The organism is Halomonas sp. G11 (assembly GCF_001663515.1).
GTDB lineage: Bacteria > Pseudomonadota > Gammaproteobacteria > Pseudomonadales > Halomonadaceae > Vreelandella.
In genome coordinates this window covers 80,852-94,640 of record NZ_LYXG01000044.1, presented here as the reverse complement: position 1 = coordinate 94,640, position 13,789 = coordinate 80,852, and the positions used below count along the sequence as shown (strand labels likewise).

Annotated in this window: 11 protein-coding genes; 2 read left to right on the top strand and 9 right to left on the bottom strand. The window is 59.6% G+C overall.

The genetic code is table 11. The features are described from left to right. Window positions 1-12: 12 nt before the first annotated feature. The gene (dauA, locus tag ADS46_RS18125) at window positions 13-1,737 is read right to left on the bottom strand and encodes a C4-dicarboxylic acid transporter DauA (RefSeq protein WP_066322563.1); all 1,725 of its coding nucleotides are present in this window, start codon (window positions 1,735-1,737) and stop codon (window positions 13-15) included. 228 nt (window positions 1,738-1,965) lie between these two features. Between dauA and ADS46_RS18120 the strand changes: the two genes are divergently transcribed. Then, the gene (locus ADS46_RS18120; RefSeq protein ID WP_066322561.1) at window positions 1,966-2,598 is read left to right on the top strand and encodes a methyltransferase domain-containing protein; all 633 of its coding nucleotides are present in this window, start codon (window positions 1,966-1,968) and stop codon (window positions 2,596-2,598) included. A gap of 70 nt (window positions 2,599-2,668) precedes the next feature. On the opposite strand, the gene ADS46_RS19215 is transcribed toward ADS46_RS18120, so the two are convergent. From ADS46_RS19215 to ADS46_RS18105, 4 genes are all read right to left on the bottom strand, one after another. Further along, window positions 2,669-3,004 carry a DUF5615 family PIN-like protein gene (locus tag ADS46_RS19215; protein WP_082926145.1) on the bottom strand — a complete coding sequence of 112 codons (336 nt, stop codon included), beginning with the start codon at window positions 3,002-3,004 and terminating at the stop codon, window positions 2,669-2,671. Further along, window positions 3,001-3,228, bottom strand: coding sequence for a DUF433 domain-containing protein (locus ADS46_RS19210; RefSeq protein WP_066322560.1), 228 nt, complete (start codon window positions 3,226-3,228; stop codon window positions 3,001-3,003). The genes ADS46_RS19215 and ADS46_RS19210 overlap by 4 nt, the downstream gene beginning before the upstream one ends. A gap of 284 nt (window positions 3,229-3,512) precedes the next feature. Then, window positions 3,513-5,561 (bottom strand): choline BCCT transporter BetT, encoded by a 2,049-nt coding sequence (betT, locus tag ADS46_RS18110; protein WP_066322559.1) that lies wholly within the window; start codon window positions 5,559-5,561, stop codon window positions 3,513-3,515. 246 nt (window positions 5,562-5,807) lie between these two features. Continuing rightward, window positions 5,808-6,194 (bottom strand): hypothetical protein, encoded by a 387-nt coding sequence (locus ADS46_RS18105; protein ID WP_066322558.1) that lies wholly within the window; start codon window positions 6,192-6,194, stop codon window positions 5,808-5,810. Window positions 6,195-6,325: 131 nt separating this feature from the next. On the opposite strand from ADS46_RS18105, the gene ADS46_RS18100 reads away from it, so the two are divergent. Beyond that, complete coding sequence (locus tag ADS46_RS18100) at window positions 6,326-7,252, top strand: alpha/beta hydrolase (protein WP_066322557.1); 927 nt, start codon at window positions 6,326-6,328, stop codon at window positions 7,250-7,252. A 13-nt stretch (window positions 7,253-7,265) separates the two neighbouring features. On the opposite strand, the gene ADS46_RS18095 is transcribed toward ADS46_RS18100, so the two are convergent. The 4 genes from ADS46_RS18095 to ADS46_RS18080 are packed head-to-tail and all read right to left on the bottom strand — an operon-like array spanning window position 7,266 to window position 13,717. Then, window positions 7,266-7,964, bottom strand: coding sequence for a response regulator (locus ADS46_RS18095; protein WP_066322555.1), 699 nt, complete (start codon window positions 7,962-7,964; stop codon window positions 7,266-7,268). A 31-nt stretch (window positions 7,965-7,995) separates the two neighbouring features. After that, window positions 7,996-9,414: an ATP-binding protein gene (locus ADS46_RS18090; protein WP_199825264.1), complete on the bottom strand. Its 1,419-nt coding sequence runs from the start codon at window positions 9,412-9,414 to the stop codon at window positions 7,996-7,998. Then, entirely contained in the window at window positions 9,414-12,512 is a 3,099-nt protein-coding gene (locus ADS46_RS18085) for an efflux RND transporter permease subunit (RefSeq protein WP_066322554.1), read from the bottom strand. Before ADS46_RS18085 ends, ADS46_RS18090 begins: the two co-directional genes overlap by 1 nt. Beyond that, complete coding sequence (locus tag ADS46_RS18080) at window positions 12,512-13,717, bottom strand: efflux RND transporter periplasmic adaptor subunit (protein ID WP_066322553.1); 1,206 nt, start codon at window positions 13,715-13,717, stop codon at window positions 12,512-12,514. The genes ADS46_RS18085 and ADS46_RS18080 overlap by 1 nt, the downstream gene beginning before the upstream one ends. Window positions 13,718-13,789 lie beyond the last annotated feature (72 nt).

Here is a 13,789-nt window from a genome sequence, read left to right as displayed (position 1 = left end):
CGCATCTGCCCGTTAGGCAGCGCTATCCAACCAACGGCGCGCCATACGCTCGGCGTGGGCAAGGTTGCTGACGACCGCTAACTTACCTGCTTCACGCTTAATGCCTGCGCGTTTGATTTTCAGCGCCATCCGCGGCGGCAGTCCAACAAATATAACGCCTACGTCTTGCTCACCCAGTTCCCGTCGCAGGCTGTCCAGCGCCACCATGGCGGTGGTATCCAGGCTCGGCACATTGCGCATATCCAGCACGACAATCCGAATGCTGTGGTCAATGACTCTTAGCGTGGCAATGGCCTTTTCGGCCGCGCCAAAAAAAAGCGGGCCACTGATCTTATAAAGCGCCACTTCCGACGGGAAGTATTCATCGGTGTCGGGTGCCGCCAAGCGCCGGGTATGGGTCAACTGAGCCATACGGCGAATAAATAACGCCGCTGCCAAGCCAATGCCGACCGCCACTGCGATAACCATGTCGAAAATCACCGTCAATGCAAAGCAGATTACCAGCACGGCGACATCGCTGGCGGGGGCGCTTTTCAGCGTATGCACAAAGTGGCGCACCTCGCTCATGTTCCAGGCAATGATAAACAGCAGGGCGGCCAGGGCGGCCATGGGAACGTAACCCAGTACACCCGCCAAAGCGACCACGGCAAGCAGTACCACCAGCGAATGCACCACCGCGGCGACAGGGGAGCAGGCACCGCTTTTGATATTGGTCGCGGTGCGGGCCAGGGCCGCGGTAGCGGTAATGCCGCCAAAGAAAGGCACCACCATATTGCCCAGGCCCTGACCAATTAGCTCGGCGTTAGGATCATGGCGGGTGCGGGTCAGGCCATCCGCCACCGCGGCACACAGCAGTGACTCAATGGCCGCCAAGAGCGCAATCGCCAGTGCCGGACCGAGCAACGACTGAATCAGCGCAAAGTTGATCTCAAGCGGTGCGCCATCCGCCCCGGGAAAATGCCATGGTGCCGAAAAACCAGGCGCGAAGGGGGGAATGCCACCGCCGGTTTGGCCTTCGAACTCCCAGCTAAAACGTGAGGCGATGGTATCGACTTCAACGCCACTCATCATCAGCAGCGCGGCCATCAGCGTCCCTATTGCCAAACCCACCAGTGGGGCAGGGACGGGGGTATTCAGGCGGGGCCAGATTATCAGCGTCGCCAGGGTGATAAGCCCGACACTGACCTCTGCGGGTGAAAGAGTGGGTAGCGCCTGGCCGATCAGCATCAGGTTATGCAGGGTGCTATCGCCAAGCTCGACGCCAGACAGACCCAGAAAGTCCGGCAGTTGCAATAGCGCAATCACCACGCCGATACCCGCTGTAAAGCCGAGAATCACCGGATAAGGCACGTACTGAATCAGGCTGCCCAGCCGCGACACCCCCAGTGCGACCAAGATGGCACCCGCCATTAGTGTGGCAATCAGCAGCCCACCCAGGCCGTGGCTGGCCACGATGGGAAACAGGATGACCACAAAGGCGGCGGTAGGGCCGGAGATATTGAACCGCGAACCGCCAGTCAAGGCGATCACCGCACCTGCCACGATGGCAGTGTAGAGCCCATGTTGAGGAGGGACGCCGGTGGCAATTGCCAGTGCCATGGAAAGCGGTACCGCCACTACGCCAATCGTGAGCCCCGCCATTATATCGCGCTTCAATTTGCCAAGGGTGTATCCTTCACGCCAGGTGCGGATGAGTGCGCTACCAGGCACTGGAAAAATGTAACGCGAACGGGACATGCGATAGGCCTCCTGGGTGGCAAGCAAATCAACCTGTTACGTTACTCTGCTCATTGAATTTGCACAACGGGGCGTTATGCATGATGGGCATTTTGCGATGGTTTGCCGCAGGCAACTGTCCGGTGGACGTTAAGCTATCGCCGTTGCAGTTGCACAGGCTGACAGTTTCGCCAAGTTGTTCGATGAGGCCGATTCACAAAGGGTCTTTTACTTTACATTGGAGTCTGTGTGACCGATATAGAAACGCCGGATCTTCACCAGCAGCGCCTGCTGTACGTCGCCGAGCAGCTCCGAGCAACCCAAGCCCATAACGTATTGGATTTAGGGTGCGGCTCTGGAGGGTTGTTGCAATATTTATTGCAGGTGGAGCAGTTTGAGCGCGTCGTCGGCGTGGAACTGGACGGTGAACTATTAGCGCAAGCCAAATTTCGTCTGGCGGATTTACCCCGAGCCAAGCAGTGTCTGGAGCTAATTTGTGGCTCGTATACCGATGACAAACAACCGCTCAAGCACTTTTCAGCCGCGGCGATGGTGGAAACCATTGAGCATATCCCACCTGCGCAACTGTCGGCTTTGGAAAAAGCGGTGTTTGCCAACTTTCGGCCTGCCTACCTGGTGATTACCACCCCCAATGCCGACTATAACCCGTTACTCGGGTTAGATGAGGGCGAGTACCGAGATCCGGACCATAAGTTTGAGTGGTCACGAGGGCGTTTTCAGCAGTGGGCAAGGGGCGTGGCCAAGCGACATGGCTATCGAGTGCGCTTCACCGGTATTGGCGAGTGGCATGACGCACTGGGTCAGCCGACCCAGTTGGCTCACTTTACCCATACGCTGACAGAAAAAACGCCCTCCCAGTGATATGCCGCGGTTTTTCTATGAACACAGGGGGCACAGGCTAGAGAGGGGGAAAGCAGAAAGCGGGTAGTCCTTAGCTGTATAGTTCTACGCACCATACTTCTGGGTCGCTGAATGCCTGTGTTATTGCTTGTCTGTTACTCAAAAGGATTTCTTTAATCACGCTTTTCGGTTGGTTTCCACATTTTAACCATATGACTAACGGTGGGCCGCCCCACAGAAGGCTGAATTCATGGAAATCTGCATCTAACGTGACAATCGCGTATTGGTGATCCTTTGCATAGCGCCATATTTGTTGATCAGACGCGGCATCCAACCCCAGGAGCGCGACTTGGCTGCTGCCGGGGAAGAATTCGTCCAAGTGCTTAACCAGACGATAAGAGAGATTTTGGTCAAGAAGTAGTTTCACGCAGCATGTATAACCGTCAGGTGATGTTCGCGATCAGCTGCATAAGCCAAGCAGGCTTGAATTTGCTCTGCGCTTAGTTCCGGAAAGTCATCGAGAATTTCCGCTGCAGGCATGCCATTCGCGAGCCAGCCCAACACATCGTAAACGGTTATCCTCGTCCCCTTCACACAGGGCTTCCCGCTTCTCTTGCCTGCTGTTATCTCGATATGCTCACTGTAATTCATGATCAGCCAAGGGTAATTGGATTGTGAAATTCATTTTGATCCTTGGGGGATAGAGGCGTCAAGAAGGGAAAATTGAAGGCTTTTTGTCAACCGTTGTCAGAATGAAGCGTCAACAGTCAAATCATTCCATTGCAAGCTCGTGATGGTGCGCCGCCTGAAGCACTCAGGCGCTTGATGGCCCCTGCCATGGCGGCATTGCCATCTTCCTAGTGTCCCTGATGGTCGCGCACAAAAATCCCGGCACTCAGGCCGGGATTGATCTGTTGGCTTAAACGCTCGCGGCGTTACATCTGGGAGTCTTCCGGCGGTTCGCCGATGGTGCCGGGCATTGCCTGCACGTGGCCCATCTGCTCACCGGCCAGGGTGAGGAAGTGCAGGTGGCGCTCGTACTCGCTCACCAGATCGCCAATCACCTGACCACGGGTATAGCCGTTGAGGTCTTTATCCTGACCGCCTTCGGCAAGGAAGACATCCAGCCGCACGTAGAAGTCGTCGTCCGCCGGGATGAAGCTTGGCGTCCGCATGCGGTGCGGGCATACCTGGTAGACAAAACTGGTGGCGTCGCCAAAGTCGACCTGCAGCATCAACTTGGGCAGTGATTCGCCCTCCAGCTGCTCTTCGCTGACGTTAGCGGTCTGGCCACGGCTCTCAAGCTCCTGGGCAAACTGCGTCATGGCCGGACGAATCGAGTGCTCGATGGTGGCCGCCGCACCTGCACGGTTGGACGTGTCCAGCGCCCGGTCAAGGCGCTCGCGCCAGTCACCTCCGGAGGCGCCGCCGGCAATCATGCGGCGTGCATCGGCCTTGCTGCCTTCAAGCTTCAGGGCTTTGACCATGCCCACCATGATGGCAAAAATCACCAGTGAGAACGGCAGAGCGGTAATCACCACGGCACTTTGCAGCGCGTTCAGGCCGCCTGCCATCAGCAGCGCAATGGTGATCAGGCCAATGATGGCTGACCAGAAAATCCGCAGCTTGATCGGCGCGTCGTGGTTCACGTCGCTGAGAATGGACGTAAAGTTGGCCAATACCAGCGCGCCGGAGTCTGCCGAGGTAATAAAGAATACAATCCCCAGGATAGTGACCACAGCCGCTGTAATGCCGACGTACGGATAGTATTCAAGCAGGGTGTAGAGGGTGGTTTGCGGCGTATTGAGTGCCTGTTCGCCAAGCTCCGTGATGCCCTGGTTGGCGACGAGTTCGATACCGCTGTTGCCGAAGATCGACATCCATACCATCATGAAAGCCAGCGGGATAAACAGCGCACCGGCAACAAACTCACGAATGGTGCGGCCACGTGAAATACGCGCCAGAAACAGGCCGACAAACGGCGTCCAGGCAATCCACCAGCCCCAGAAGAAGATCGTCCACCACATTTTCCATTCTTGAGCGCCTTCACCGTCAAACGCATAGGTGTTGAAACTGGCGGCCACAAACCCGGACAGGTAATCACCTGCGTTGTTGACCACTTTATCCAGCAGCATCAGCGTATCGCCGGAAAACAGCACAAACAGCATCAACGCCAGTGCCAACAGCATGTTGAATTCGGAGAGTCGGCGGATACCTTTCTCAACGCCAGTGACCACGGAAATCGTCGCTAACACCACGACCAGCACAATCAGGATGATCTGCACGGTGAGGGTTTCCGGCACGTCGAACATGTAGTTCAGGCCGTAGTTGAGCTGCATGACGCCAATGCCCAGGCTGGTCGCGATACCGAACACGGTGGAAATCACCGCGGTAATATCAACCGCGTTACCGATAGGACCATGGATGCGCTTGCCCAGTATGGGATAGAGAGCGCTGCGAATTGCCAACGGCAGGCGGTGGCGGTAGCTGAAGTAAGCCAGCGCCATACCCATCAACACGTAGAGTCCCCAGCCGGAGAGCCCCCAGTGCAGATAGGTTTGAACGACGGCATTACGCATGGCGGCCTGGCTTTCAGGGGTCAGATCCGGTGGCGCCAAATAGTGGGCAACCGGCTCGGCAACGCTGAAGAACAGCAGATCGATACCGATACCCGCGGCAAACAGCATGGCCGACCACGACAAGAGGGAAAACTCCGGTCGTGAATGGTCAGGCCCCAGCCGAATGCTGCCGTAGCGCGACATGCCAATCAGCGCGACGAATACCAGGTACGCGACAATCGCCAGCATGTAATACCAGCCAAAGGTTTTGCTCACCCAGGCAAGGCCAGCATCGAAAAAGGCACCGGCCTGCTCGGTGAAGAGCATGGTCAGTACCAGAAAGACCACAATGCCTGCCACGCTACCGTGGAATACCACGGGGTTGAGGCGGTCTCGGGAGGGTAGAACGGGGTTGTCTTTCGCCATGGAGGCGGACTCCTGTTGTTAGACAATAATGGAATAGCGATCAAGCAATTTTATTTTGAATGAACGTTCAAATAAAATACGCGCTTTACCCTTTGCCTTCAAGTCTGTGTTTCAGTTCCCCGTATTGCTTCGTTGACTGGCACCAAGGGCGAGCCTGGGTGGTCAAGCGCGCTACATGGTCAGGCTAGAAATAGAAATGCCCGGCAGAACCGGGCATTAAGCGTATTGGCGATGACATAAACGCGCTTATTGGCTATCGTCTTCGTCACCATGATGACGTTTGCCGCGGCCTTGGCGGTATTCTTCACGGGCCTCGTGCATGGCGTTGCGCAGCGCTTCCTGCTCGTCCTCGGTCAGAATCTCGTTCATACGCGTTTGGTGAGCGTCGCGAACGTCTTTCATTTCATCACGAAATGTTTCGTGGGCCTCGTTCAGTGCTTGCTGCTTATCCTCGCTGAGCTCCGCACGTTCATAAACGTCCTGACGGTGCTCTTCCATTCTCTCTTCCATGCGCTCGCGGTCATGGTGAGGTTTCTCGCCGTCGTGATGATCCGCCTGGGCGGTCGCGGCCAATGGCAATAAGGCGGCGGCGAACAGCGCCGGGGCAACGAATTGACGAAGTGAAAGGGTCATGACGTATCTCCTGGTGGGTTGACGCTATAAGTATTGTCCGGCCGGGTGCAAACCCTTTGCAGGGAGTGTGCAATAATCGTGATCTTGGTAGGCTCGCTGAGGGGGCAGGGGATCGTTCAAGGAGAAATGCTGTGTTGAATATATCGCGGTGGTCTTGCTTACGACGTTGCAGTGCCGTGAGTGCCTTGGCGTTGCTGTTGAGCGGCTGCGGTGTAACGCATCTTGCCAGCCAAGGTGAGCCTGCCAGTAGCGCTGACGAAGATACCCATCAGGCGTTGTCCTACCAGCGCCTTCCGCCCACCCCCTATACGCCTGATGCATGGCCTGAAGCGCTCAACGCCGAGGTCTTTTTACCAGCGTCACCTAACCGGAGCCGTCGCCCCGCAGCGCTGATTGTCCACGGTGGGGGGTGGCGCAATCGTGGCCCTGAAGATATGCGGGGGATTGCCGAGCAGCTGGCTGCGCAGGGTTATGTGGCGGTGAATATCGAGCACCGCTTTGCGCCGAGCTACCAGTTTCCCGCCCAGTTGCATGACCTGCAGCAGGCGATGGCCTGGATACACACCAACGCGGATGAGTGGCAAGTAGATACGCAGCGCATCGTGGGCGTAGGCTTTTCATCCGGCGCGCACTTGGTGAGCTTGCTGGCACTGGCAGGATCGGAAGGGCCGCTGGCGGAGCCCTACGGAGGGGAGCAGAGCCGCTTAGCCGCCGTGCTGGCCGGTGGCCTGCCCAGCGATCTGCTCAAATTTGATGACGGGCGCTTGGTGGTCGACTTTATCGGTGGTACCCGCGCTGAAAAAAATCAGGCTTACCGTCTCGCTTCCCCCGAGCGCCAGATAACGCCGGACGCGCCGCCGTTTTTTCTCTTTCACGGCACCTGGGATCAGTTAGTGCCGGTCGACCATGCGGAAGACTTTTATCAAACGCTGGTCGACAACGGCGTTGAAAGCGAGCTCTACCTGCTGCATGGGCGTGGCCATTTCGCCAGCTTTCTGCTGCGCGGTGGCGCGATAGAGGCGGGGATTGCGTTCCTCAACGACCAGGTTTCCCCCTGAGGCGTACTGGCCGCTAACCTTCCGGCTGGTACTTGTAGCCGACCCCGTACACCGAGCGGATAATCTCCTGCTCGGGGAGCGCTTCGTGGATTTTCTTGCGCAGCTTCTTGATGTGGCTGTCCACGGTGCGCTCCGAAACGATCCGGTTGTCCCGGTACATGTGGTCCATCAGCTGCTCGCGGCTGAAGATACGCCCCGGTGCCTGCATCATCACCCGCAACAGCTGAAACTCCACGGCGGTCAGCCCGAGGTCGTGACCCTGTGCCAGCGCTTGCCAGCCGTCTTCATCAAGCGTTACCAGCGCCTTGCTCGCCGCTTGCGGGGTATTGTCGGCCGCCGCCTGGCTTCGCCGCAGTACCGCCTTGACACGGGCAACCACTTCGCGCGGGCTGAACGGCTTGCACATGTAGTCGTCGGCGCCCAGTTCAAGCCCCAGCAGGCGATCCACCTCCTCGACCTTGGCGGTCACCATGATAATGGCGATATGCGGCCACTGGTGGCGAATTTCGCGGCACAGCGTCAGGCCGTCTTTGCCGGGCAGCATCAGGTCGAGCAGGATAAGGCTGGGGGTCTGCTGGTCAAGCCACGGCATCACATGGTCGCCGTGGTCGAGGGTGGTCACCTCGAAGCCATGGGTGGTCAGGTAGTCTGCCATCAGGCGGGCAATTTTGGGTTCGTCTTCCACGACCAGTAAAGAGGCATTATCCATCATGGGCAAGCTCGCTTTAAGAAAAAGGACCGGATTAATTATCGGTGTTCAGCAACGGGAAGCGAAGTGTCCAGCATAATCCACCCAGCGTCGAATGAGATGCCGAAAGGCTGCCGCCATGGGCGTGCACCAGGGCGCTGGCGATCGACAGGCCCAGGCCGCTGCCGCCGCTTGAACGGCTGCGCGAGCCTTCGACCCGATACAACCGTTCAGTGAGGCGCGCAAGTTCGCTATCGGGCACCCCTGGCGCGCTGTCTTGCCAGCTGACCACGGCCTCGTTCCCGTCCTGGGTCAGGGTGACGTTGAGTGAGCCCGGGGCGCTGGTATAGGCGCAGCTGTTATCCATCAGGTTATCCCATAGTTGGCGCAGGCGCTGGGCATCGCCGCGAATCATGATATCGGGGGCGATCTGCCGGGTCAGGCTCATGTCGCTGTCGTTCAGCCAGCGTTCGGCATCGTCCAGACGTCCCGCCAAGGCATCGCTTAGGTTCATTGGCGCCAACTGGATATCCAGCGCGCCAGCATCGCTTTGCGAAAGCAGACGCAGATCGGCGACCAGCCGTTCAAGCTGATCCACTTCCTGGCCGAGGGACCCAAGGCTCTCCTGGTTCAGCGGACGAATGCCATCCTGCATGGCTTCAATTTCACCGCGCAACACCGCCAGCGGGGTGCGGAGCTCATGGGCGGTGTCGGAGACCCAGCGGGCACGGGCGTTGCGACTTGCCTCCAGGGTGGCTGCCAATACGTTGAAATCGCGGGCTAAAAGCGAAAGTTCGTCACGGCCACGCTCAGGCAGGCGGCTTAAGTAATCACCTTCGGTCAAGCGCCGGGTGGCAGTGGCGAGCGCCCGCGTGCGTCGACCCAGCCACCAGGAAAGTCCCCCGGCCAGTAACAAGGAGGCGACACCCAGCGAGAGAACGATAATCATCAGATTGCGCTGCTGACGTTCCAGGAAGCGGTTTTCCATGCGCTCCATGACTTGTTGGGGCGGGCGAAACCCCAGTTCGCCGATCTCTTCGTCATCGCTGCGTAGCGTGAGCCAGTGCCAGTTGCTCTGACTGGCATTGTGGGGGGGTATCACAAAACGTTCATCGGCATCGCGCAGCACAAAGTCCTGTGCCTCGCCGAGTGGGCTAGGGCGGTCGCGGTGCTCCTGACCCAGGGCGTGACGCACGACCATCGGCCAGCGTTCCGGTGAGCGCTCGAGCCATGCCCAGCTTTGCCGGGGCTGCCAGCGCGTGACCAGGCTGTCGGCCAGCAAGGTGGCCCGGCGCTCCTGAGCCTGATTAAGATACTCAAGAAAGCCTCGGTCGATGCTGTACGAGACGGCCAGAAAGGCGCCAGTGGAAATCGCCACATTGACGCTCAGGATGATCAGGAACAACTTCAGCCCTAGCCGCGAGAAGCGCCAGCGAAAGCGCCCCAGGGGTGTGCGCAACGAGATCAACGACATTAGCTAGCTCCTGCCGAATGCGGCTGTGGCGGGGTGCGTGACCGCTCGCGCAGATTCTCGAGGCTCAGGTAGAGGCACGGCACCAGAATCAGCAGAATCAGCGTGGCGAAAAGCATGCCAAAGCCCAGCGAGATCGCCATGGGAATCATGAAGCGCGCCTGCCGGGACGTCTCCAGAATCATCGGCGCCAGCCCCAAAAACGTGGTCAGAGTGGTCATCATGATGGGGCGCAGCCGACGGGTGGCGGCGGTGACGATGGCTTCACGCGCCGCCATGCCCTCGCCCCGCTTGCGGTTGGCATAATCGATCAGCACCAGGGCGTCGTTAATCACCACGCCGGAGAGTGCCAGCATGCCGAGCAGGCTGATGATCGACAGTCCGAAGCCCATCAGCATATGCCCGCCAATCGCCCCGACGATACCAAAGGGGATCGCGGCCATCACCAGTAGCGGTTGCAGATAGCTTTTGAAAGGGATCGCCAACAATGCATAAAGTGCGGCAATCATCAGCCACATGGAGGTGCGCAACGTCGCGAGGTTATCGGCGGTATCCTGCTGGCGCCCGCCCAGGGTGACCTCAAGCCCCGGCCAGTTGGCTTCCAGGTCGGGGAAAATATCCGTCTGTAGGGTGGCGAGCACCTGGTTGATGGGGAGGTCGTCCTCGGCATCCGCCGTGACGGTGATAACCCGCCGACCATTAATCCGCTCAAGGCCGCTGGAGGCCTGGCTCAGCGAGATATCCGCAACCCGGGAAAGCGGCACGCTGAGGCCGTCGGGCGTGCGCACCGGCAGGCGGTAGAGTTCGTTCAGACTATTGCGGTTTTCTTCGGGCAGGCGTACCTCGACGCTGACTTCGCTGCGCCCGACAAACTGTTCCAGGGCCGTGGCCCCCTGCAGGGGGCCGCGCAGGGCCTGGGCCAGGTCGCTGCCGCTAAGGCCCAGCGAACGGCCTTCGGAGGAAAGGCGCATTTCAAGTTGCGGTTTGCCATCGCCCAGGCCGCTGTCGATATCGATCAAGCCGTAGTTGCTTAGTGAGTCGGCCAACTGGTTGGCCGCTTCTTCGAGCACCTGGGTGTCAGGGTGTGACAGGCGTAAGCTGAGCGCCGCACCGCTACCGGGCCCGCCTGCATCCGAAGCAAAGCGCACCGACTGAGCGCCCAGCAAGTCGCCGGTTAGCTCGCGCCACTCCCTGGCAACTCGCGAAGGCGGCCAATCCTCAAGGCTGTCTGGCGCAATCTCCAATTCTACCTGCAGGCTTTCACCGTCCAAGCGGGTATGGGTGCTGCTGAAGTGCAGAGACGCCTCGCGTTGACTCAGTCGATCGCCAGCATCCAATAGCTGTTGGCTGAGCTCGCGGCTAACGCTGATATGGCTTCCAATGGGCAGTGTCACGCTGGCCTCGACCTCATCGGACTCGACCCGAGGCATCAGCGAGAAGCCAAGGCGTCCGCTCATGCTCCAGGCAAGCGTCACCAGCAAGATGACGATTCCCAGTGCGACGGTCAGCCAGCGGACATTGAGCGCCCGCTGCAAAAAGGGCTCGAACTGATGATAGGTAAAGTGATGAAGCCCGCCTTGCATGCGTTGACGCAAGGCTTCCAGCGGGCGTTGCCAGGTGGGTGTCTGGCGGGGTTTACGGCTATGGGCCAGGTGCGCGGGCAGAATGAACAGCGCTTCGGCCCAGGAAATCAGAAAGACGGTGATGACCACTACCGGGACGGTCGCAAAAATCAGCCCCAGGAAGCCGGGCAAGAACAGCAGCGGTAGGAAGGCGACGATGTTGGAAAGAATCGCAAAGGTCAGTGGCGTGGCGATTTCCCGGGCGCCCTTGACCGCTGCATCGCGCAGCGAATAGCCCTCTTCACGGTAGCTGTAGATGTTTTCACCCACCATGATGGCATCGTCGACCACAATGCCCAGTGCGATGATAAACGCGAACATCGATATCATGTTCAGCGACACGCCGATCCAGGGTAGGAATAGCATCGCGCCCAGAAATGCCGTGGGAATGCCAAGCGTGACCCAGAAGGCCAAGCGCGCTTCCAAAAACAGCGCCATTAATACCAGGACCAACGCCAGACCCATCCAGGCGTTTTTCAGCAGCAGGCTCAATCGGTCTTCGTAGACAGCCGAGCTGTCCCGGGAAATATCCAGGCTGACACCTTCGGGTAGCCCGGCACGCAGGCGCTCAAGCTCGCCGTTGACGGCTTCTGAAATGCTGGTCGGCGTTTGGTCGCCAATCTGGTAGACGTCCACCGAAAGGCCGGGTTGGCCGTTATAAAACTCCTCACGGTCGGTCTCGGCAAAGCCCTCGCGGACCTCGGCGATATCGCCAAGTCGAATGGGCATACCCTGGGTACTGGTGAGAACCGGCAGCTCGGCGAAGGCAGCGGCGCTGTTTCGTCGCCCCTGGTAGCGCACCAGCCATTCACCTTCGTTGGTGGTCAACTGGCCGCTGGCCAGGTCCAGCGCTTCCTCACCAATCACATTGGCAAGCGCCTGGTGATCCAGGCCGTAGCGTTCAATGGCTTCATCATCCAGCAGCACCTGGATTTCCCGGGCGCGATTCCCCGATAGCTCGGCACGGGAAAGGCCGTCGGTGGCCTGTAGTTCGGCGCGGACGTTTTCCGCGGCATCGTGGAGCGTGCCCAGGTCGGCCTGACCGTAAACCTGCAGGCTCAATACGCTTCGCGCACGACCGGCCAGGGTGAAGCGGGGCGGGTCAGCGGCGTTGGGCAGTGTCGTGATCGCGTTAACCGACTGCTGAATATCCTGATAGGCGCGCATCACGTCGATGCCATCCACCAGAGTGGCGCTGATATTGGCGCTACCCTCGCTGGCGCTGGATGTCAGTTCATCGATGCCTTCGACGTCGGAGATCGCTGCTTCAACGGGCAGCAGCAGGCTCTGTTCGATATCTTCCGGCGTGGCACCCGGGTAGCTGATGGTGACCTGGACCACCTCGGTTTCAAATTCCGGGAAGATCTCCTTCTTGATTGCCAGCGACGCCATGAGCCCGCCGACAATGAACAGGACCATCAACAGGTTCGGGGCAACGCCATGGTCGACCATCCACGCCAGGGGGCCTTTACGCAGCATCAGCTGTCACCCCCGTTGTCGCCCGAGGGTATGTCGCCGCGTTGTCGGATACGAACGCGCTGACCTTCCCTGGGCTGGGCCAACCCCGCTGTCACGACGCGTCGGCCGTCGGCCAGGCCGCTGCTGACCAATGCCTGATCCTGGCCGCGATAGGCCAGGGTGACGTGACTACGCTGCAGGCGGTCATCATCGTCGACCCACCACACCTGTTCGCCCGGCCGCAGCGCGGCGGAGGGCAGGGCGATGAGGTCAGGCCGGGGGCTGGTGGCAAACGAGACGCGCAGCACATCACCCAAGCGCAGAGCCGGGCCTTCGGTGTTAAGCGCCAGCGGGTCATCAACGGCAATCAGTAGCTGCGCCTGCAGGCCGTTTTCTTCCAGCGCGGGAAGAATGGACACCAGTGTTCCATGGCGCTGCGCGTCTGCAGGCCAGCCGCTGCTCGACAAGCTGACACGGCTGCCTTCCTGGAGCCAGTCAAGCCATTCGCCTGGCAGCGAGGCGCGCACCCAGAACTGCTCGACGCCCACCAGATGCAACACCTCGGTGCCCTGGCTCAGCAGGCTGCCCGCGCCGACCAGGCGCTCCTGTACCATCGCCTGCCAGGGCGAACGCAGGGTGGCTCGGTCCAGGTTAAGCGCGGCCTGGTCGCGGGCAACGCGGGCCTGGGCAACCAGCGCCTGAGCCTGGCGCAACTGGGGCTCGCGGAGGACCAAGGCGCGGCGTTCGGCGGAAAGCTGGCGTCCGAAAGACTCATACTCACTGCGGGCGCGTTGCTGCTCTGCCTGTTCAAGTGCCAACTGCGCCTGGGCATCGGCTAGCTGAGCCTCGGCATCTTCCAGCGTCAACTTCAGGTCAGCCTGGTCGATGTACGCGACGGGTGTATCCTGTTCGACCACCTGTCCAGGCACCACGCCTTTGGCAAACCGTTCGAGCTGACCGGCGACCCGGCTGGCGAGCATGGCTTCCTGCTCGGCCTCAACGCGGCCAAAGCCCTGCAGATCAGGAGAACGTGCGGTGGATGATACGCTGACCACATCGACCAGGGGTGGCGTCGGTTCGGGTGGGGGCTGGCGTTCGATACGCGGGGGCTGAGTGACGATCCACCATGCCAGTGCCGCCCCCCCTATCAAAACAAACAGCGCGACCACCGCGCTTGGCCGAATGCGACCATGCTGTGATGGTGAGGGAGGTTGATGATCTGTCATGGTCGCGGGTTATCCATTGGCCGAAATCGAAACTTAGAGCTATTGGGGCGTATCATGCTAGCATCACCCTGT

Excerpts from the sequence above, each read along its gene's own strand:
- dauA (WP_066322563.1), bottom strand. The coding sequence starts at position 1,737 with ATGTCCCGTTCGCGTTACATTTTTCCAGTGCCTGGTAGCGCACTCATC.
- ADS46_RS19210 (WP_066322560.1), bottom strand. The coding sequence starts at position 3,228 with ATGAATTACAGTGAGCATATCGAGATAACAGCAGGCAAGAGAAGCGGG.
- betT (WP_066322559.1), bottom strand. The coding sequence starts at position 5,561 with ATGGCGAAAGACAACCCCGTTCTACCCTCCCGAGACCGCCTCAACCCC.
- ADS46_RS18105 (WP_066322558.1), bottom strand. The coding sequence starts at position 6,194 with ATGACCCTTTCACTTCGTCAATTCGTTGCCCCGGCGCTGTTCGCCGCC.
- ADS46_RS18095 (WP_066322555.1), bottom strand. The coding sequence starts at position 7,964 with ATGATGGATAATGCCTCTTTACTGGTCGTGGAAGACGAACCCAAAATT.
- ADS46_RS18090 (WP_199825264.1), bottom strand. The coding sequence starts at position 9,414 with ATGTCGTTGATCTCGTTGCGCACACCCCTGGGGCGCTTTCGCTGGCGC.
- ADS46_RS18085 (WP_066322554.1), bottom strand. The coding sequence starts at position 12,512 with ATGCTGCGTAAAGGCCCCCTGGCGTGGATGGTCGACCATGGCGTTGCC.
- ADS46_RS18080 (WP_066322553.1), bottom strand. The coding sequence starts at position 13,717 with ATGACAGATCATCAACCTCCCTCACCATCACAGCATGGTCGCATTCGG.